16 protein-coding genes and 2 pseudogenes are annotated in these 20,628 nt (G+C 56.0%); 8 read left to right on the top strand and 10 right to left on the bottom strand.

Features of this window, described 5'->3' with window-relative positions; genetic code table 11:
- The first annotated feature begins 714 nt into the window (after window positions 1-714).
- On the top strand, window positions 715-1,677 hold the full coding sequence (locus tag RBR41_RS11385) for a GGDEF domain-containing protein (protein ID WP_320352721.1): 963 nt from the start codon (window positions 715-717) through the stop codon (window positions 1,675-1,677).
- Window positions 1,678-1,957: 280 nt separating this feature from the next.
- Here RBR41_RS11385 and bioF read toward each other — a convergent pair whose 3' ends face one another.
- From bioF to RBR41_RS11370, 3 genes are all read right to left on the bottom strand, one after another.
- Window positions 1,958-3,121, bottom strand: a complete 1,164-nt coding sequence (gene bioF / locus RBR41_RS11380) for an 8-amino-7-oxononanoate synthase (RefSeq protein ID WP_320352720.1) — start codon at window positions 3,119-3,121, stop codon at window positions 1,958-1,960.
- Window positions 3,122-3,123: 2 nt separating this feature from the next.
- Window positions 3,124-3,825 (bottom strand): 6-carboxyhexanoate--CoA ligase, encoded by a 702-nt coding sequence (locus RBR41_RS11375; RefSeq protein ID WP_320352719.1) that lies wholly within the window; start codon window positions 3,823-3,825, stop codon window positions 3,124-3,126.
- 100 nt (window positions 3,826-3,925) lie between these two features.
- Window positions 3,926-6,940 carry a glycosyltransferase gene (locus tag RBR41_RS11370; RefSeq protein ID WP_320352717.1) on the bottom strand — a complete coding sequence of 1,005 codons (3,015 nt, stop codon included), beginning with the start codon at window positions 6,938-6,940 and terminating at the stop codon, window positions 3,926-3,928.
- A 348-nt stretch (window positions 6,941-7,288) separates the two neighbouring features.
- Here RBR41_RS11370 and tatA point away from each other — a divergent pair, with 348 nt between their 5' ends.
- Together tatA and RBR41_RS11360 are read left to right on the top strand one after the other, a co-directional pair.
- Window positions 7,289-7,483 carry a twin-arginine translocase TatA/TatE family subunit gene (gene tatA / locus RBR41_RS11365; protein WP_320352716.1) on the top strand — a complete coding sequence of 65 codons (195 nt, stop codon included), beginning with the start codon at window positions 7,289-7,291 and terminating at the stop codon, window positions 7,481-7,483.
- A gap of 495 nt (window positions 7,484-7,978) precedes the next feature.
- Complete coding sequence (locus RBR41_RS11360) at window positions 7,979-8,272, top strand: TOBE domain-containing protein (RefSeq protein WP_320352715.1); 294 nt, start codon at window positions 7,979-7,981, stop codon at window positions 8,270-8,272.
- A gap of 526 nt (window positions 8,273-8,798) precedes the next feature.
- Here RBR41_RS11360 and RBR41_RS11355 read toward each other — a convergent pair.
- The 5 genes from RBR41_RS11355 to RBR41_RS11335 form a co-directional block, all read right to left on the bottom strand.
- Window positions 8,799-9,098, bottom strand: coding sequence for a hypothetical protein (locus RBR41_RS11355; RefSeq protein ID WP_320352714.1), 300 nt, complete (start codon window positions 9,096-9,098; stop codon window positions 8,799-8,801).
- A gap of 1 nt (window position 9,099) precedes the next feature.
- Window positions 9,100-10,452 (bottom strand): acyclic terpene utilization AtuA family protein, encoded by a 1,353-nt coding sequence (locus tag RBR41_RS11350; RefSeq protein WP_320352713.1) that lies wholly within the window; start codon window positions 10,450-10,452, stop codon window positions 9,100-9,102.
- A 403-nt stretch (window positions 10,453-10,855) separates the two neighbouring features.
- Window positions 10,856-11,707 (bottom strand): ABC transporter permease, encoded by an 852-nt coding sequence (locus tag RBR41_RS11345; RefSeq protein ID WP_320352712.1) that lies wholly within the window; start codon window positions 11,705-11,707, stop codon window positions 10,856-10,858.
- A gap of 9 nt (window positions 11,708-11,716) precedes the next feature.
- The gene (locus RBR41_RS11340; protein ID WP_320352711.1) at window positions 11,717-12,748 is read right to left on the bottom strand and encodes an ABC transporter substrate-binding protein; all 1,032 of its coding nucleotides are present in this window, start codon (window positions 12,746-12,748) and stop codon (window positions 11,717-11,719) included.
- Window positions 12,749-12,853: 105 nt separating this feature from the next.
- Window positions 12,854-13,633, bottom strand: coding sequence for an ABC transporter ATP-binding protein (locus RBR41_RS11335; protein WP_320352710.1), 780 nt, complete (start codon window positions 13,631-13,633; stop codon window positions 12,854-12,856).
- A 727-nt stretch (window positions 13,634-14,360) separates the two neighbouring features.
- Here RBR41_RS11335 and RBR41_RS11330 point away from each other — a divergent pair.
- The 3 genes from RBR41_RS11330 to RBR41_RS11320 all read left to right on the top strand — a co-directional run bounded on the left by RBR41_RS11330 (window position 14,361) and on the right by RBR41_RS11320 (window position 16,542).
- On the top strand, window positions 14,361-14,885 hold the full coding sequence (locus RBR41_RS11330) for a hypothetical protein (protein ID WP_320352708.1): 525 nt from the start codon (window positions 14,361-14,363) through the stop codon (window positions 14,883-14,885).
- A gap of 119 nt (window positions 14,886-15,004) precedes the next feature.
- Window positions 15,005-15,871, top strand: coding sequence for a PD-(D/E)XK nuclease family protein (locus tag RBR41_RS11325; protein ID WP_320352706.1), 867 nt, complete (start codon window positions 15,005-15,007; stop codon window positions 15,869-15,871).
- Window positions 15,871-16,542 carry a hypothetical protein gene (locus RBR41_RS11320; protein WP_320352705.1) on the top strand — a complete coding sequence of 224 codons (672 nt, stop codon included), beginning with the start codon at window positions 15,871-15,873 and terminating at the stop codon, window positions 16,540-16,542. The genes RBR41_RS11325 and RBR41_RS11320 overlap by 1 nt, the downstream gene beginning before the upstream one ends.
- Here RBR41_RS11320 and RBR41_RS11315 read toward each other — a convergent pair.
- Window positions 16,530-17,543 carry a WYL domain-containing protein gene (locus RBR41_RS11315; protein WP_320352704.1) on the bottom strand — a complete coding sequence of 338 codons (1,014 nt, stop codon included), beginning with the start codon at window positions 17,541-17,543 and terminating at the stop codon, window positions 16,530-16,532. The genes RBR41_RS11320 and RBR41_RS11315 overlap by 13 nt on opposite strands.
- 81 nt (window positions 17,544-17,624) lie before the next feature.
- Here RBR41_RS11315 and RBR41_RS11310 point away from each other — a divergent pair, with 81 nt between their 5' ends.
- Complete coding sequence (locus tag RBR41_RS11310) at window positions 17,625-18,665, top strand: ADP-ribosylglycohydrolase family protein (RefSeq protein WP_320352703.1); 1,041 nt, start codon at window positions 17,625-17,627, stop codon at window positions 18,663-18,665.
- 284 nt (window positions 18,666-18,949) lie between these two features.
- A pseudogene (locus tag RBR41_RS11305) lies at window positions 18,950-20,431 on the top strand (hypothetical protein); the annotation flags it as partial.
- Here RBR41_RS11305 and RBR41_RS14630 read toward each other — a convergent pair.
- Window positions 20,395-20,544, bottom strand: a pseudogene (locus RBR41_RS14630) (hypothetical protein); the annotation flags it as partial. The pseudogenes RBR41_RS11305 and RBR41_RS14630 sit on opposite strands and share 37 nt — an antisense overlap.
- Between the last annotated feature and the right edge of the window lie 84 nt (window positions 20,545-20,628).

The raw sequence follows: 20,628 nt of genomic DNA, 5'->3' as shown, positions 1-20,628 counted from the left end.
CTAGAGCATTTAACACTTGAAATGCTCGCGTACGGCAGGCAAAAGCCCGCCTACTCGCATTTCGTGGCAAGGATTTTCAGAAAAATCCTTGCAGAGCATTTAACTCATTTCATTCGTAAACTGCTCTCTTCACAAGCATGGCCCTTATAAATAGCTTAAAGAAGTGAGCCAGTTCTGCCTGACGACAAAATCATCTCAATTATTACCTCATTATTTGTTGACATGTCTTAATGCGGTACTTTATTTTTATTTACGAAGCTTTATCCAAGAAAAACTCTGGTCAAAACCTGACGCAGCAAGGGCAAAGACATCCCCGAGGTATTCTTTTCTGAATCTGGGCGGATTGTTTTTTGCCTACAGCGCGCAGTGACGACAGTCGGCACTGAGCACCACCGGGCCTTGTGGTCCGCTGCCCAGGCCTGTGGCACACGACCGCGCAAGCAGCCTGCTGCGTGGTCGTTGCGCGCGTGCGCGCTTTTACAGGTAATGGCAGGGGTGCAGAAAACACCTGGCATTATTGGCGGATGGTCTTTATTTGCGGCTTGCTGCACGGCAAAGCTGAGGTTGCTCCAGCGCCTTTATGGCTGGCGTCTGCCCCGCCACACGGGCGTTGCCGATGAAAAAATCCGGAACAAGAACAGCAGCCCGAGCCTGCCTCCGCCATTACACCACTGCAAGAATTGTTGCTGCGTAGTACCAACGAGGAAACAGCCTATGCCTCAAGACATTATCACTCATTTTTCCGAGCACGATGGCGATTCACAGGCGGAAGAAGTCATAACCTACGTGCAGGCGATACTGAGCCGCAGCACTGTGGATTGTGAAGATGTACCGGACGCTCTTCGTGACATTCCTGGTATGAAACAGCTGGGTTCACTGCTCTTCGGCATACGCAACATGGCAAACGCCCTGAGCCGGGGAGAGCTGGAATACAAGTGTGCCGAGAAGGGCTATGTCATCGGTTCGTTGAAATCCCTTCAGGCAGATTTGCGCCACCTGACCTGGCAGACTCGCTGCATTGCCAGGGGCGACTATCAGCACCGCGTGAATTTTCTTGGCGACTTTTCCACTGCCTTCAACACCATGGCCGAAGAACTGGACAAAAGCGTTGCCAAGCTTACCACCCAGTCAACCGAGTACAAGGAGATGTCCAACCGTGACGCTCTGACGGGCCTGCTGAACCGCCGGGCCTTCGGCAACCTGGCTCTCGATGCCCTGCAAGCACATGCGGAAAAAGGCTCGCAGGCCGTCATCATCATGATGGACCTTGATTCCTTTAAAACAATCAATGACACGTGGGGGCATGCCTGTGGCGATGAAGTGCTGCGCCATACGGCCCGGCTCCTGCAATCGTGGCTGCGCAAGGATGACCTCTGCTGTAGGTATGGCGGCGAGGAATTTATCCTGCTGCTGCCGCATACCGGCATACAGCAAGGGGTTCACGTGGCGGAGCAGTTGCGGCAGAGCCTCTGCAAGACCGGCATTGTTTACGAAGGGCATGAGGTGAACGTGACGGCCAGCTTTGGCGTGAAGATCGTCAACCTGGACAATCCCCATAAAAACTTGAACTCCGCTTTTGATAACGCAATGAAACTGGTGGATAAAAACCTGTATGTAGCCAAAAGGTGCGGCAGAAACAAGGTTGTCAGCAATGAAAACCCCTTTGCCAAAGCCTGACCGGCCCCTTTTACCCGGAATGGCGGAGCAGGCGCGCCCCCGGACAGTTTCACGCTGAAATTGCCAAGGACGCTGCGACAGCGGGCGTTTATCGACCATCTTGCACGTTGAAGCGGGCATGTCCAACTCCTTGGGCATGCCCGTAATACCACTCCCTAGAGCATTTAACACTTGAAATGCTCGCGTACGGCAGGCAAAAGCCCGCCTACTCGCATTTCGTGGCAAGGATTTTCAGAAAAATCCTTGCAGAGCATTTAACTCATTTCATTCGTAAACTGCTCTAGTCTGCCCTTGCGGCGGCAAGCGCCCTTTCAAGACAGTCAGCGGCATAGTCCAGATCCTCGCGGGTATGGGCGGCCATGACCGTCAGCCGCAACCGCGCCATCCCCCTTGGCACCGTGGGATACCGTATGCAGGGCGCAAAAACCCCCAGGGCCAGCAATGCCTCGGCGGCGCGGGCGGCCTTTGCCTCATCCCCTACCATGACGGGAATAATGGGGCTTTGCCCGTGAGTGCCCAGGCCTCTCCGGGCAAGGCTTTGCGCAAACCAGGCCACATTGTCCTGAAGCTGGCGCACCAGTTCGGGATGCGCGGCTATGTACTCAATGCCTGCCGCAGCCGTGGCTGCCGTGGACGGTGAAGGGGCCGTGGTGAAAATGAAGGAACGGGCCGTATTGCGGATCAGTTCGCAAAGGGATGCGCTGCCGCAGACAAAGCCGCCCTCGCTGGGCACCGCCTTGCTGAGTGTGCCCGTGACAACGGGCACGTCCTCGTGGCTCAGGCCGAAATGTTCCAGCGAGCCGCGCCCCGTGGCCCCCAGCACGCCTGTGGCATGCGCGTCGTCAACCATGAGCGTCAGGCCGTGCTCTCTGGCTATGGCTGCCAGGTCGGGCAGGTGCGCGATGTCGCCGTCCATGCTGAACACGCTGTCGGTGACAATAAAGCCCTGCCGGGGCCGAAAATGGCGCACTTTTTTCAGCAGGTCGTCCATGTCGTTGTGCGCGTACACCGCAGTGAGCCCTCGCGCCAGACGGCAACCGTCAATGATGCTGGCATGATTCAGCGCATCGCTGAAAATCACGGTATCCTTGTGGCACAAGGCGCTGATGACGCCCACATTGGCCGTGTAGCCGCTGGTGAAAGCCAGGGCGGCCTCGCTGCCCTTGAATCGGGCCACCGCTGCCTCAAGACGCATATGCGGCGTCATGTTGCCGGTCACAAGACGCGAACCGCCGGAGCCCACGCCGAATTCCTCAATGGCGCGAATGCCCTCACGGCAGATCTGGTCGTTGGTGTTAAGCCCAAGATAGCTGTTGGACGAAAAAAGCAGCACGCGCTGACCGTCAATGACCACTTCCCTGCCCTGCGGCGTTGAAAGGGTGCGCAACACGCGGTACAGGTGGGCGGCCTTGATGGCGCCAATACGCGAGGCGAAGTTGTCCATGCCTACTCCAGAGACACCATGACGGGCTGGTTCTCAAGATAATCCATGCATTGCTGCACGCTGTCGGGGCTTCCCCTGAACAGAAAAATGCGCCCCCCCAGCTGCATGCCGCATTTCTTGATGTGGTGAATGCGCACATAGCCCCGGTCACGGGAAGCAAAGTAGCCTGTGGTATAATCCGGGTCGTCGGAAATGCACAACTCGCCGATAATCTGCGGGCAGTGGGCCACCTTGCTGGAAAGGCAGAGCGCTTCCTTGAAATGGTTTTTGCCCTCGCCTGTGTTGCCCGTATAGTCCATACATGTGGCCCGCACCCCGCGCCGCTGATCCGGCTCCAGCCTCTGCAGACTGTCCGCGTCCAGCAGCACGGCACCGCGCATGGGTTCCCGCAATCCGTACAGCAGGGACAGCACCGGGCCGGATTGCAGCCCCATGGCGCAAAGTTCCGTATCCAGCACCTGCCGGGCCTCTTCAAGGCTGCGCACCTTGGGTTCGCTCACAGGCAGGGCCTGTATGGTCACAAGCGGCCGTGTGACGGGCCTCACGGTCACTGTCACGGTTTCCGCCGGGCCATTGGGATGCTCCATGCCGCGGCGGGTCAGGGCGTCCATGGCCTGAGATATCTCATGACGCTCCACAATGCGCTCCGCGCCCGAAATATGGCGTGACCCGCTTTCCGCGCGCATCTTGATACTGTATAACATGCCCTTGGCTTCCTCATTTGCTGAAGCATCACGTAAACATCACTGAAGCATCACTGCTCCACATCGCCCGCATATACGGCGTCAAACGCCGCCTGGCAACTTACGTTGTTCCGGTCTGGTCGTCCGCCCCGCCTGTAAACAGCACCCAGCCCGGGCCCCGGGCCAGCAGGTTTTTGTTGAAAGGAACAAGCCGGTCAGTCCAGCGGGCCATGAATGCGGGGTCGGCCGTGGCGTCGTTATAGGGTGAAAGCGACTGTTGCCCCGTCCTTTCAACGGCCTGGGGCAGAAAAAACTCCGCAAAAGGCCACCATACCGAACGAAGCCCCTTGTCACCCAGACGCAGACAGTAATCCCATACAGAGGCATGCGGCATGGCGGCGTCAAAACCACCCATCTGGGCCAGCGTTGCCGCAGTGGTGAACAGACACAAACCGTCCAGGGCGTCTACTGTTCTGGCCAGCAAGTTCCAGCCAAACCAGCTGGGCTCGTCAGAGGCCAGGCCACGAAAAATGGCGGTGAGGCGGCCGCTGGCGTCCACAAGATAGCCGCCGTGCAACATGCCCCTTCCTTGCAGCAGCTTGCCGCCCACGGCCCCTACCCCATCACGGCAAAGGCATGAAACCAGTTCCTCAAGCCAGCCTTTTGTCAGGGGAACCACGCCGTCGGAAAGGAATCCTAAAATCTGCCCCTGCGCATGCTGCGCCCCCATCTGCAGCCTTTGCGCCTGTGAAAACCCGGCAGGATGCGGCAACAGACGGATACTTTTGGATATGAGGCGCTGAACCCTGGCAAGGGACGCCCTGGGCACCGCCTCGCTGTACAGTGCCAGAACTTCATATTTTCCATAGTCCGTGCGCGCTGACAGGGCGGAAACCTGGGCCTCCAGAAGCGGCAGGGATTCCCCCATGTCAAGTATCAGACTGATCAGGGGCCGCCTTTCCGGCAAGGGTAATTTCACCCGTAAAAACTGCAGGTTGGGCACCACAGACACTTCAGCCCCGGGAACAAGACTCTCAATACGTTCCTGAACAGCCCGTATCGCGCTGCCCTCGACCTCGCTTTTTACCCTGATGTCAGTTGCCGTACTGCCCGCATGCGCTCGCCAGTGGTAAAGAACCTGGGGGATGTGAACAAAACGTGCGCTGTCCTCTCCCGCCGTATACCGCAGCAGCAAGTCAAAATCCTGCGCGCCGCGAAAACCTTCCCTGAAACCGCCGATATCGCGCATGCGGTCTGTGCGGTATACGCCAAGGTGGTTGACGAAGTTCTGCGCGTGCAACAGATCCCAATCCCATTTGCCGTTTTTGAAGTGTGGATAAAAGGCAGCGCCGTCATCACTGACTTTATCCTCATCTGAATAAAAGAGCAGGCCCTCGGGGTGGGCCGCTATGGCTTCAGCCACGATACGCAGGGCTTCGGGCGCGAGCAGATCGTCCTGATCCATCAGAGCCGCATAGGGATAGCGCGCAGCGGCAAGCGCCGTATTGGTGGCGGCAGCGATATGGCCGTTTTCTGGCCTGTAGATGACGCGAATTCTGGAGTCCCTGCCGGCATAGCCCTCCAGAACATCCCTGACCACAGGGTCTGTGGAGGCATCGTCAGCGATGCACAGTTCCCAGTGCGGATACTGCTGGCTGAGCACAGACTCGATCGCGGCGACAAGGTGCTCTTTTCTGGGGTTGTACACCGGCATGAGTATGGAAAAAGCAGGGCCTTTTTCCGGCGAGGCGCAAAGCGGATCTGCGGTTTCAGGGGCTTGCGAAGGCCGCCCGGAGCCATGCCGCCAAAGCGTGTATGACCATCCCTCCCCAGGGGAGAGAGGAAGCAGCCTGCTCATGTTCCAGAACGCATTTATGAACGGCACATAGCTGGCAGCGTAAAACCCGTCCGCTCCCGCCTGCCACGCCGTGTACTGCTCCGCCAGTTCATCCATTCCGATGTCCGCGCACCACTGGCGCATGGATTCCGCAGCCGCCACATATTCTTCAAAAGACTTGCAGAAACCCACCAGATTGCCGAATGCGTAAGAGGCGACTTCCTTATTGTGCGCCAGGCATGCGTCAGGGTACAGTTCCAGCGCTCTTTCCGGTGAGGGAAAAAGCTTGAGCATGGCAAGCCGCTCGACGATACGGTCTGGCCCGTCGGCGTCGCGGCCAGCGCGGACCATGGCCTGCCAGCCCCCCTCCCACAGGGGATAACGCACAAGAAGATTCCGAATCTCATCACGGGAGGATATGGCGGCGATTTTGTCCAGTTGCTGGCATTGCTGTATGGGCAATGCGCCTTGCAGGGTCTGCCACGGCCCTACCTTCAAGAACATGCCGTCATTCTTCAGATGCAGATGCCAGTCAGGCGTAAGCAATGACTGAGAGAGCCGCGCATGGCGGGCGAAGTTCGCTTGTTCATGCCGATGCCGTCCCGGGGTCTGGCTGGTATGGTGGATCACCCGCGAATTGGGGTTTACGGTCAGTCTGTAGCCCTGACTATAGAGCCGGGCGCAGATGTCCACATCTTCCACGCCGTTGATATAGCCTTCGTCAAACATGCCAATGTCCATAAAGACGGAGCGCGGCATCACCAGGCAGGCTCCCGTTATCACCTGAAAGAAACGGCGCTTTTTTGTCAGTTCGCAGTCAGCGGCTATGCCTTCATAGAGGTGCCCGACCCCGAGAGAGGGCGAAACGCAAACGCCAAGGTGCTGTACAGTATGACCAAAAGGTGCGCTTTCAGGATAGAGCAGCACCGGCCCTGTGGCGGCAATATCCGGGTAGGCCGAAAAATCGTCTATGAGCGGCTGATACCAGCCGGGAAGGGGCACCGTGTCATTGTTGAGGAAAACAAGAAAGACGCCCTGCGCCAGTCTGGCGCCCAGGTTGGACGCTGGGCCGAAGTTAAGATTGGTTTCATTGCGCTGGTATCTGAACCTGGCTCCAAAAAGCTGCGCCCCCAGAAGGGGGCATTGCTCCGGCGTGGCGTCCGATGAAGCATTGTCCACAACGATCACTTCGCAGGCCTTGTCTGCCGTCGTGGCAGCCAGGGCCTCAAGGCAGGCACGTGTAAAAGCCCACTGATTATAGACCGGAATGATAATTGAGGCTTCAATATGGCCGGACATGTGCCCTCCCGAGTTTTCTGCTTTCGGCATTGGCCGCGCCCGTCATGACCGCGCCCATGGCATCCCGGAGAAGAGTAGTATGCGCTCAGGGCAAGGTCAAACAGCGCCAGAGCGCGGCTTCAGCCCTTGCGCCACGGCATCCGGCGGAAGGAACGGGGGATGACGGCAACCGCATGTCGCGGCATGCAGGCGCACGCCGTGCCGAAAACTCGCCGCAAGCCGCCGCCAGAGAGGATTCACGATACGCGCGCCTGATTTGCCTTTGCGCGGCCGGACGTCTATGCTGTAGGCGTCAATCAGTAAAGCCTGTAACCCGTAAGGACAAACCCCTACGCAAGGATGGATGGTATGGGAGCACTGAGCATACAACATCTGCTTGTTGTGCTGGTAGTTGTGATTCTATTGTTTGGCGCCAAAAAACTGCCTGAAATCGGCAGCGGGCTTGGCAAGGCCATAAAAAACTTCAAGCAGTCCATCAGTGAGCAGGAGGCCGACGACCCCGCCTCCCGCAACAAGGATAAGGACAACACCAAGCCGGAATAACGACAACGGCAAACCGGAACGATGCACTGCGGTTTGTAACAGCTTTCCACTGCCTCAATATTCAGGCCGCGTCCTTTGGCATGCCCGCCCGTGGCGTGCCGGAGCGTGCCGGAGCGTGCCGGAGCGTGCCGGAGCCTGTCCAGCCCGAAGCCGCGTTTGTATCTTTTTCCCTACTCCACCAAAAACGGCGTGCCGCGTGTATGTAGTCAGAGCCTTGCCTGCCGCAGAGGCAAAGACGTTGCTACCGTGTTTGTGGTACGTCAAGGCCATTCCACAACGCATGACGCTCTTATGCAGAGTCAGGATATTTACAGTTTTTAGAGTAGATTAACTTTGAGAATATACATTCTCAAAGTTTAAGACACGCTCACTTCGGCGTTTAACCGCGCAGGTAAACTGCGCTTACGCCTCCGTAGCGAACGTCTGCTCACGCAGCCGTCAGAGCAATTTAAAAGTTACATTGCTCTAAAAAAGTAAAATGTCCCGACAGACTTCATGCGCGTATTGCGTCTGTTTTCATTGATGTCTCCCTGGCGAGGTGGTATAAAAGAGTCACAACCCCAATTCAGGAGGTCAAAGATGAAATACGGCGTACGTAACTCAATGAAAGCCACGGTAACCAAGGTCAAGAAAGGCGATATCATGTCGCAAATCTCATGCAAGCTTGCCGAACCGGGGACAATGACGTCCATCCTGAGCACCGAGTCCCTTGAGGAGTTGAAGCTGAAAGAAGGGGATCAGGTGGTATTGCTGGTCAAGGCAATCCACGTCATCCCCGCGAAGGAATGACTCGCCTCCCGGCGAGCATAGCATAGGGCCGCCCGCGTCTCGCAAACGGCGCAGAACAACGATGGGAACACTCATTCTCAACGTTTTCGGCATGCTCGCCCTGGCACACAGCAATGCGGGCACACCGCGTCTGTGCCTCACGGCGAGCACCGCTCGCGCGACCCGGAATACTGAATACACTTGGTTGGCCCAACATATGGGCGAGGCGCTTGGCCCAAATGCATGAACCAAATGCATGGCCCAAATACCTGGGCCAAATACCTGGCCAGACGCATGGCCCAAATACCTGGGCCAAACGCTCTGTACCAGAGCAGCTTATTCTTGAGAGAGTGCAAGGCCTGAAAGGCTTTGCCTTAGAAAACCCCGCTCCAGCTCAGGACACCCTTGTAACCCCCTGAAACGCCAATAAAGGTTTTAGGGGGTGGGGGCGTGGGGGAGGAGACCCTTTTGCAAAAGGGTCCCTCCCCCACAAAGTATTTCAAAGCAAAATACCCAACAAACTGGGCCGTCCCCACGGTTCGCGGCATCAGATGTCCATTTCCAGCAAGGCCATGCCCAGGGTTTTGCCGTGTTTGTCCACGGCAAGGCTGCGGGTCACGCCGCCGCCGAGCGCGTTTTTCAGCACAAAATTCAGGCTGCTCACGGCATCGGCCTCGTAGCGGATGACCTCGCCCAGGCAGATGTCGCTGAAAAAGGCCCGCACCCTGTCGACAGTCAGTTTTTCCTTCAGCAGCGGGTACTGCGCCTCGTCATAGGGTACGACGCAGATATTGCAGGTGTTGCCCTTGTCTCCTGCCCTGGCGTGCGCGATTTCTCTCAGTTTCATTTCAGATCTCGAAGATTTCCACGGTCGGGGTAATATCCGCCCGGGGGATAAGGATATTTTCAACGGAGATGACAGGCCCGAACTCGGAACGTATGCCGCCGCCGCCCGCAGGGCCGTTGATATAGAGGCAATCCACCTCGCGCGTCATGCGGGCCACTGGCTCCGGCGTGGACGAGCGCCCCGCCACGCGCATGCGCACCTCGGCCGGAGCCTGCGGCGCAATGCAGGAGGAAATGGCGTCACGGTACAAAGAGTTACAACCGATGTAGTCCACCCGGAACTCGTCCAGGGTCACGCCCATAAGCTCCAGGCGCTTTTTCACAATTTCCGCCGCAAGCTGCGCTCTGGCCAGGGCGTTTTTTCCGCCGTAGCTTATGCTGCCCTCGCCGGTGTAGCAGTCCTTGTAGCCGATATTCACCTTGTAGGTGTCAGGCGCTGGCAGGGCGCGGCCATGACGGGCCACGACCCTGTCTTCTTCCGCCTGCTCGAAGGTCACCTGCGAAAAGTCCGCTATGCCGTCGGGCGTGATATAGGCCGCAGGATCGCCGATTTCATATAACAGCTGTTCCTTGCAGATATCCACACAGACGCGGCCGCCGGAGCCTTCGACCTTGGTGATGGAAAACACGCCGCTTTCGTCGATCTCGGCGATGGGAAAGCCGAGGCGGTGCATATCCGGCACATCCTTGTAGCCGGGATCGGCGTAATATCCCCCGGTGAGCTGGTTGGCGCATTCCATGAGGTGCCCCAGCAAAATGGCCTGGCCGAGATGGTCGGGGGAGTGCACGTCCCACCCGAATTCGTGCCTGAGCGGGCCCACGAACAGCGAGGCGTCGGCCACGCGCCCGGTAATGACTATATCCGCCCCCAAATCCAGGGCCTGTTTGATGGGATCGCCGGAAAGGTAGATGTTGGCCGAAACGATGCTGTCGGCAAGCGTGCGCAAAGGCTGGCCGGAATCCCACAGCGGCACGTCATAATAGCGCGGCGTCATGGCGGTGATATCGTCGCCGCGCACCATGGCCACTTTCAGCCCACGCACGCCCTTCTCCGCCGCTATTTCCAGAATTTTCGCCACAGCGCCCGGCGTGTTGGCTCCGCCCATGTTGGAAATGATCTTTACGCCTTTTGCGGCAGCCAGGGGCAGAATGGCCCGCATCCGCTCCTCAAGCATGGGATTGTAGCCCCTGGAGGGGTCTTTCAGCTTTTCCATCTGCGCATTGGCGATGGTTCTTTCCGCCAGGCACTCGAAGACGATGTAATCGAGGTCGCCCTTTTCCAGCACTTCAATGGCCGGCTCCATGCGCTCATAGGTGCATCCGCCGGAAGCGCAACTCATACGGATTTTTTTCATGGATTCTTCCTTGCGACACGGGGGCGGCCCATCGGTTCGCCAGGGGCTGTTTCTAAATTAATGATTTTGCGCCAAGGGCGAGGAAAAAGGGTTTTTTACGAAAGGAGTGTACTTTTGCGGTACATGACGAGAGTAAAAAATAGCCTTTTGCGCAGCCAATTGGACAAAAGAATTATTTAGAAACAGTCCCTAGAGCATTTAACACTTGAAATGCTCGCGTACGGCAGGCAAAAGCCCGCCTGCTCGCATTTCGTGGCAAGGATTTTTCAGAAAAATCCTTGCAGAGCATTTAACTCATTTCATTCGTAAACTGCTCTAGCGCGGCGGGCCGTCTCGGCCTGAAGTTTTTTCAGGATGCCTGCGGGGCGCGGCCACAGGGCGGCCGCGCCAAAACTCCCGCTGGCTATCTGCCGTTGGCTGCGCCATACAGCATCCAGAAAAGCGTTTTACGTTTAATGTATTCATACACCAGCATGATGCACACAAAGACAACGGCGGTGAAAAAGAGGCCAGCCAGCACGCGCGCGTAATCGGAGAAGTCGGCGTAGTACTGGATGAAATGCCCCAGGCCGGAATCTGTGGCGAACATCTCGGCCACGGTCAGAAGAATGAAGGAAAAGGTCAATGCCGTGCCCGCGCCGGACAAGATATGGGGCGCGGCTGCCGGAAGGATGACGAAAAACAGCTTTCGCGCGCCCTTCAGTTGCAGAATCTCCGCATTGTCCAGGTATTTCTTGTCAATGAGGTTTATGCCGGTGATGGTGCCCACAAGATACGGCCAGAACACGCCAAGAAAGATGATGGCCACGGATGAGGCATAAAACGTGGGCAGCACGGCGATGAGATAGGGCGTCAGCATGGACGGGGGTACGGGGCTGAGGGCGAAAATGAGGGGCCGTACCGCCCGCTGCAACCAGGGGTGCATGGCCACAAAGACTCCAAGAACAATGCCGCTCAAGGCTCCGATGATATAGCCGGGAACAAGCAGGCTCATGGAACTTACGCAGGATTCAAAAAGCTGCGGCAAAGAACGCACCAGCGCCGCGCCGATCTTGCCGAGCCCGGGAAACAGCATGGCGTCCAGAAGGCCGAAAACGTCGGTGCAGAGTTCGTACACCAGCAGGATTATCCCCACCAGGAGCGCCGTCCCGGCGGCGGCGCTCCAGCGGGCGAAAAACCCCTGCCCTCGCGGGGCGGCGGCTTTATTGCCGCCAGCCCGCGAATGCAGGTCCTGATTGTCAATAATGGCGCTCATCATGCATACCTATTTGTTGTACTTGACGTAGCGTTCCTTGAACATGGCGTAAACTTTGTCATTGGGGTTTTCCGCCGCGAGGGAGTTCAGGGCCTTCTCGTACAGGGCGGAATTCAGATGCTTTTCAATATCAATGCCGCCTGTTTGCGCATAGTTGAGGTCACCCAGCAGCTTCCACATGTAGCGCACGCCGTTGGTTTTCGGATCTGATTCAAACACCTGGTTGGTTTCAAGCAGCATCTGCCGCGCCTGCACTTCGTCGAGCTTCAGGTAGTTGGCGTTGATGGGCACGCAGTCTTCGGGATTGGTGATCAAAAAGTGCTCGGCCTTGATCCAGGCGCGGAGAAAGGAAACCACGAGGGCCGGGTTGTCTGTCAGCAGGGAGGTTTTGCTCACAGGGCGGCAGCAGACGTGCATGGGGTCAAGGTCATTGGTCCAGGTCACGATCTTGAGCCCGGCGGCAACGGCCTGCAGATAGGTGGAGTTGGTGCCGATGCCCACATCGACTTTACCCGATTTGACGGCTTCAAGCACTTCCGTGGGTTTTTTGAATTCCAGAACCGTGCACTGCGAGTTGGGGTCCAGACCCGCCTTGGCCATGGCTCCACGCCAGACGATTTCCGGCGTGTACATGCGGGGAACGGCCACGCTGTGTCCCACAAAGGACTGCATGCCCTTGTATTCAAAGTCGGGCCTGGAATAAACTGGCATGCCGCCGGAAACATAGCCGCCGTAAATGGTGAAATCCGCGCCCTTGGTCACAAAGGTCAGCGGGGCCGTGGTGCCGAAAGAAACGGCAACGTCCACTTTGCCCGATTGCAGGGCGTTCAGCGCGTCCGTTGAATTGGAGAAAGGAACCAGCTCGATCTTGATGTTTTCTTCAGCGTCATAGCCTTTATCCAGGGCTATAAAACCAAGGATATTGCCGGTCTGCGGATTGTACGCCACCTTGAAGGTCTGCGGGGCGTCCGCCGCAAAAGCCGCAAAGGCACATAAGGACAGCAACAGGCAAAAAACACTGGCACGTAACACATTTTTCATACTGGAGTCTCCACGGTAATTAAGTAAATGTAAAATGTCAGCCGTTTCAGTCAATTATAAGACAAAAAAGCATTCCCTCAGTGAAGGAAAACGAACAATGACGGGTCATACCCGCTTCATGATATCCTTGTTCAGATTGCGTATCAGTTCGTTGCGCAGGGCGAGGATGGAGTGATCCTCAAACATGTTGTCCAGGGGCGGTTTGCTGTCTTTTGCAAAGCTGTGCGTATAGATGATGCCGCTGGGGCTTGAGCCGAAGAGCAGAATTTTGTTGGCGAGCAGCAGGGCCTCGTCAACGTCGTGCGTGACGAAAATGATGGTCTTTCTGTTGCTCTCGTCCTTCTGCCACAGCGAGAGAATCAGGCGCTGCAACTTGACCCTGGTGATGGCGTCAAGCGCGCCGAAGGGTTCATCCATCAGGAGTACGGGCGGATCCAGGGCAAAGGCGCGGCAAATGGCGCACCGCTGCCGCATGCCGCCGGAAAGCTCAAAGGGGTATTTGTCGAAAACGCTGGCCTCAAGCCCCACATTCACGAGCCCCTCATACACGATATTTTTCAGCTCGCTTTCGGTTTTTTCAGGAAACCGCGCCTTCAGGGCCAGCACGATATTTTTGCCATTGGTCAGCCAGGGAAACAGGCTGTAATCCTGAAAAACAACGCCCCTGTCCATGCCCGCGCCGGTGATTTCCCTGTCGCCAATAAGAATCCGGCCTTGCGTGGGGCGCGCCAGACCTGCCAGAATGCGCAAAAGCGTGCTCTTGCCGCACCCGGATTCCCCCAGAACGCAGACGAAGTCCCCGGAGGCAATATTCACGGAAAGATCCTGCAAAACAGGTTCTGAATCATAGGCAAATGCCACATTTTCAATGCTAATGGCGGACATACTGCTCCATGGCATTGCGGTGTACGCCACAATGCAAAGACCCCGGAAGCGAAGAGCGCCGGGGTGCCATACGGTACAGGCAACATTTTTGCCTGGATGATCCCAGAACAGACAGGAGAGCGAAAAAAAGACTCTGTGCGAAGAAAGACAGAGAGTAAGGACGTGGACTGTATGCTGCCGTAACCAGGGGCAACGCTGTCGGGCCGTCAGAGCGCGGCCTTGTGCAGAGAGAAGCTCTTACTTCAAAGAGTTCCCGACAACCTGCCGGGAAAAAGCACAGACTCACGAATCACCCCATCCCGGTTTTTTTCGGACAAGGGGTGAACGTGTGGCAGAGGCAGGCCCTCTGCCAGGGCAGAATGCCTTGTGGCTTCTTTCAGCATGTAATTGCATAACGTAGCCTAAGAAAATATATCTGCCAGGTCAACTTCCCTGATCCGTGCCGGAAACACCGGCAGCGCGGGCCTCGCTACACAGCGGGGACAAAAAAAATCGGACATTGATTTCACCTTCTGGAACAAAGCTCATCTATATATCAGATCAACGTTGAAATGCTGCACATTTCAAGCTGGCGTCCTGCCGAAAAGTACATTTTTCGGCAGAACCCGCGCCAATTGTGACGTGCTGCACTCTTGAGCGGGCCTGGGCCATCTATCCGCTTTCAACGGTAACGTGCGCTGGCGCCCCAAATACATCATGATTCCACGCAGTGGACCGGGAGGAAAAAATGCCGCAGGAACTTATGTCTTGTCCCGCATGCCATAAAAAAATTGCAATCGCGGCACCCAGTTGCCCACATTGCGGGCAACCTGTTGATGCTGCCCTTCGGGCACAGGCTCGTGAAAGCCAGCAGGTTCAGGCCGAGAAGGCACGGCTTGAGAAAAAACATAATCGCTGGGCGCTATTGGTCCTGTTTATTCTTGTGCTGGGCTGGAATTACTTTAAAGAACCGACCCCTCATGACTGGGCGGAATCCCTGCGGCGGGATGCCGTGCCCCAATGTTCCAGCGCCATTGAAAACAACGCACGGTACGGCTTTGAATGGCAAACCTTTGCGGTGGAATTTGTTCCGCGTTTTCCATATGTTGACACCGTGAAGGGTGATGAAAACCTTGTCCTGTTGTCAGGCAGTAACAATGCCAAGGCATTGTTGTTCAAAAATGCCTTTGGCGTTATGATTCCCATGGAATATTCCTGTCTTTACGATACCAAATCACAGACGGTGGTGCGGGTTCAGGTGCATCCACGCTGAGCGCTGCTTACTCGTGGCGTCTGCCGGATTTGAGCCAAGCCTGCTTGACGGCAGGAGGCGGAGCATCCTGTCGCGCCGGGAAAACGCGCTTTTTTTTTACGTTGGCCTTGGGGGCTGTAATGGCAAAATGTATCGAAAAACCTGCTGCTGTGCTGCATGCGCAAATGCGGCGCATCGCGCCAAAGACGTGGCAGTCAGCTCCAGGAAAATTTTCTCATGATGCGATGGTGGCGTTTATCGAGGGCCCATTTTCCACAGCGTTGCTTGAAAGCACCCGTGAAGCCGTAGCACTTCTATGCCAGCAACGCTGCGCGGACCTCTTTTCACATGCCTTCATGCCGCCAAAAGCCATTTCAAAGCTTTTCGGCCCCGATTGGCCCGGCCACGCGTTGCGTCACCAGCCTGTTTTTTGGCACAGGCCATTAACCGAAGCAAACATCACCAAGTTGATTGTTGCGACATTGCAGGATGACATCCTAAGTGCGCGCGCTTTTTTACGCGCCCTGTATCAAGCCAGTGGCTTACCAAAGGGCGAAGCGGAAAAGTTTTTGCCTTCAGGCAAGGATATTACAATCCGTGCAGAGGATTTGTCACAAAACAATAAAAGGATCGACATCCTTTTTGAGTGGGGATGCGCGGAGACCGCAAGGGCTGTTGTGCTGGAAGTAAAGTTTGACGCAAGCGCTGACAACCCTTTTACCGACTATGAAACACAAGCGAAATCCCGTCTGGAACGCAGAAAATGTATAGATACAGGAAACAATATTGCCTGCTTTTTTGTCATACAGCACGCATCCAGTGAAAAATATGTTACTGGCAAAAAAAATTTTACACGTAAGGAAAACCCGTGGCGAATTGCGTATTGGCAAGATTTTTTGAAATTGTGGGAAGAACACCTGAAAAAAGATCATGTAACGTCCATCCCCAATAGTACGGGCGCATCAGTACGTCACAGCATTTTTAACAAAATCTATGGAGGCGTTTAATGTGTCCGACTACAAACACCATTACAATACCTGAAAGCGTCCGTTTCTTTTTTTTAGACAACAACCGTACTCTTATTACCGAATTTGATTTAAGCACCAGTCCCCCACCGCCATTTAATTTAGAAGAAGTAGTAAGCTTCTTCCAGGCAAAACGAAATGCCGCATTGTGTAAAATGGATTTGTTTCAATTTATGGCGGAGGCTTATCAAAAAACATGGTTGCCTGCTCAGGGCGGCTGCTTTTCTCCCAAAAAAGTCAAAGACCTCAGTTTTAAAAACGTCAATGAGATTTTCAGTCACGCCGCCGTATGGAAAGACAAGTTTCACGCGCTTTCCTGGGATTTCGCTTCAACCACGGTAAAGAGCGCTCAGTTACGCGCAAGCTGCTATATTGCCGGCATTGAAAATGATCTCAAGCTTTGCACCTGCTTTTACGTGTACATTCCTGGCCGCGAGTGGATTTATGAAGAACCGAGCAAGATGTATCTGGATGACTGCTGGGAACAAAACGATGCGGACAACACCGAGTATTGCCTGAAAAAAGAATTTTGCCCCTCAATCAAGGGAAAAACCACTCTGGACCTATCAGCGTTTTCAAACATAACGGCACAGGCCCTCAAGGCCGTCAACACGTATCTCAATGACGGTCAGAACAATTCTCAATCAGAATAAAGCCCATTCATGACCGCCAGCTCAGCCCGCATGTGCCGCACAAGCCATGCGGGCTCTATGGCTCTGGCCTTGCTGCCGAAACCCAACAGCCAGGCCGCCACCTCCATATCACTGTGCGCCGTGAAGGTGAGCTCAATGCCGCCCTCTACTTTTTCAATCCTTTGTTCACTGCTGAAACGGCGCTCACGGATATACGTTTCCAGCTCGCTCTCGAAAAATATCTTTACGGAAAATGGCTTTTCTTCAATGAGACCAAAATATTGACCATCCTCGTTTATCGCTGGCAGCTGGTGCGTGCGACGGGTCGGGACGACGTTTTCCATACGATGCACAGCCAGAAACAGGGGGTGCAAAGGCTCAACAGCGCCTTTATCCCGCACAAGCCAGCCCTTCGCGTACAAGGCCTGGCGACTGCCGCAAAGGCCCGTAACTGCCATCTCGTACGATCGGGATGGCTTGTCCTGAGCTTTATACCCTATCTGGCAGACCTGCTTTTTTGTCATTGCCAGCAGAAGACCTTGCAAAATATCCTGAAATCGCCCGTAATCAATGGTTCCCAGCATGGCCATTCGTAACTGAGGCCATTGCGGCTCCTTCCAAACGTCCTTGGTCGGCACTAGCACCGATGTCCGCCGCAGAACGGCGGCCAGCGTTTTTTGCAGGGCTGGCGGCAGCAAGGGCAAGGCGATGTCGCGGCACAGGTGCAAAAGGCGCATCTCTTCGGCGCTCACGACGGTGTGGGATTTCTCCCCATCGCTCAAAGTCTTTTCAAGCTCATAGCATTTTTCCGGCCTGCCAGCAGCGGTACCACGTGTGCGGCTGACAAGGCGCAGCCCCTCAAAGCTTTCAATCTTGGCCAGCAGTCGAAGGGCCGTTGATTTTGCGCACTGCAAATGTTCGGCTATTTCCGTCAATGACCATTGGCGGGACGACGATAACAGCAGTGAATACAGAATCAGCATTTTTTCCGATGAGGTACGCTCGTGCATTTTTTGCGGCATGATACTGACCTGATGGTTGTACGTATGAAAGAGTAATTTATGCGATATTTATTGCAAAACTTGCAATAAAGTAAATCTATAGTGCTCATCATACAAATCAAGAGGAAAATGATGACTGCACACCATGCGTTGTTGCCTTACCGTCGGATGGACAGAGCCCTGGGCTGCTTTTACGGTTTTATTGCTGGCGGAGCGCTACAACTGCCCATCGGCCCACAAATTTCGCCCCTACCAGGCCACGGGCTGGAGTGCTCGCTGATCGGGAGGCCAAATGATGACGGCATGATGCTGCTTCAGTTGGCCCGCGTGCTTATTCTGAACGCTGATTACAAATCAGATGACGCCTGCAGGGCATATTCCGCAGTTGTGCAGATTGGCGCATATAAAATGGATGGCGCAGTTCTTTCAACCAAAAATTGGGAGGAAGAATCTGGCACGGCACCAACCCTTTTCAGCGGGTTGCTGCGCAGCATTCCTTTGGGAATTTGGGGGGCGCAACGCCCTATGGAGGCAGTTGCCGATGCCGCACGGCAAGACGCCATGCTGACACACCCGCACCCCCTGTATGCTGACGCCAGCGCTGTACTGGCTGTGTCCATAGCTGGCGCGGTTTCACACATGGGCACTATTGACGAGCTGTATAACAGGATTCTTGATTGGGGTTCAGCAAATAACATAAATCACGACCTCATGTTCTGCCTGGGAAAAGCAACATGTGTCAGACCTGATTCAAGCGGTAAAAGCTGGCAGGATCATTTATTTAATGTTATGCATAATGCCTTTTGGCACCTTTTGCAGCTTGGATACCCTGCTTTTAACGACAGCTTTTCATGTGCATTGATGGAAACAGCTTCATTATTCGGTACCACACACAAAAATTTTTCCGCACAGAGCGCCATTTGCGGGGCTCTTCTCGGCGCGCTACATGGCGCACGCAGCATGCCACGGTTATGGCTTGAATCAATCGTTGATTATATTCCCCTGCAAGACCACAAGGATGCCTATGGCACACTGATGTCCTGGCCTGTCAGTTTGCGAAAGCTGGCATATGAGCTATTGGCGCAAAGCCAAGCGCTGGGAGACAAGAATAAGTCACAATACCGGGTCAGGTGCTTTCTTTAGCGCACTTTGGCGGTACAAGTGCTCTACTGCCTGCGCGGGCTGCCGCGCCACAAAGGGGGCAGCTTCCTTAGAGCTTTAAAAACGTACATTCTCACAGTTGCACTGCTGCCGTCTCGCCTTGTTTGACGAACAATTACCTGGAGCAACACGGGCACTGCGGTGCGCAACACTGCCATTACCATGTGGCACCGCGTTTTTTCTTTTTTCCGCGCCGCAGCACGCAAAAACAGGCTTGGCAAAATCCATTCAAGTTGGCTACAACGGTGGCGCACGAGATTTGTTTCATGACAGCCGCGCGCAGGCGCGACAACGCCGGGGACCGCATGAGTAACACCCTTTCCTGCTTCAAAGCCTACGACATTCGTGGCCGTGTGCCCGATGTTCTCAATGCCTCCCTGGCGCATGCCCTGGGCCGGGCCGTGGTGGACGTGCTTGGCGCTCGCCACGTTGTGCTGGGTCGGGACGCCCGCCTTTCCGGGCCTCTGCTGCGCGATGCCCTGGCCAGCGGGCTGCGTCAGGCCGGAGCCAGTGTTACGGACATCGGCCTCTGCGGCACGGAAGAAATATACTATGCCGCCGCCAATCACGCAGGCGATCACGCCGCCAACCACGCCGCCAATCAGTCTGCAAGCGGGCCCTTTGATGCGGGCATCATGATCACCGGCAGCCATAATCCGGCTGACGAAAACGGCTTCAAGCTGGTGCGCGGCGGGGCCATTCCCGTGAGCGGCGATTCCGGCCTGTTCGCCCTGCGCGACCGTGTGGCCGAGCTGCTGGCGGACGATGCCCGCGCCCTCTCCACGGATGCCCACTCCCTCTCTACAGATGCCCGCCCCCTCTCTGCGGCTGCGGCGCGTCCTGCCCTGCATGAGGCTTCCTTCAGGGCCGAATACCTGCGCTGGCTGCTCGACTACAGCGGCGCTGGCCAGAGCGGCGCAGGCCAGAGTGCGTCTGCGGAGGGCCGCAGGCCTCTCAAAATCGTGGCCGATGCGGGCAATGGCTGCGCGGGGCTTGTGCTGCAAGAACTGGTAAAAGACCTGCCCTTTGATTTCACCTGCCTGCATATGGAGCCTGACGGCTCGTTTCCCAACGGCGTGCCCAACCCCCTTCTGCCGGAACGCCGCGCCGCCACAGCCGCTGCCGTGCGCGAGGCAGGAGCGGATATGGGCATTGCCTGGGACGGAGATTTTGACCGCTGCTTTTTTTATGACGGCGAGGGCAACTTCATTGAAGGCTATTACTGCATAGGCCTGCTGGCGCAGGAACTGCTGCGCCGCGCTCCCGGAGGCAAGGTGGTGCATGACACGCGGGTTTACTGGAACACCCGTGAAGTGGTGCTGGCCGCAGGCGGCCAGCCTGTCATGGGCAAGACCGGCCATGCCTTCATGAAGGAACGCATGCGCGCCGAAGACGCCGTTTACGGCGGCGAAATGAGCGCCCACCATTATTTTCGTGATTTTGCCTACTGCGATTCCGGCATGCTGCCCTGGCTGCTGACGGCGGCCTTGCTGCACCGCACCGGCCGCCCCCTGGCGGAACTTGTGGCCGAGCGCATGGACGCCTACCCGTGCAGCGGCGAAATCAACCGCCGCGTGCAGGACGCGCCCGCCCTCATGCAACTGGTGAGGGATCGCTATGCGTCCCAGGCCATCCAGGAGGACAGCATTGACGGCGTGAATCTGGAATTTGCGGACTGGCGCTTCAATTTGCGCATGTCCAATACCGAACCACTCTTGCGCCTCAATGTGGAAACCCGCGGCAACCGCCCCCTGCTGGAAGACAAAACCGCCGAACTCCTGCGCCTGTTGGAAGAACGGGACGGGGCTGTTCCTGCATAGACGCAAGCAGGCCGCTCCCGCGTGACAGCCTTGTTCTGCATACGTGAATAGTGTACCTTCAGGATGCCTCATCACAGCGGATATGCAAACGATATGCTGTGGGTAACGTTCACCTGAGCACATAT

The sequence above is a fragment of the Desulfovibrio sp. genome (assembly GCF_034006445.1).
Taxonomy (GTDB): Bacteria; Desulfobacterota; Desulfovibrionia; order Desulfovibrionales; family Desulfovibrionaceae; genus Desulfovibrio.
Note: the sequence above shows the minus strand (reverse complement) of the source record. Positions and strands in the feature narration are given on the sequence as shown.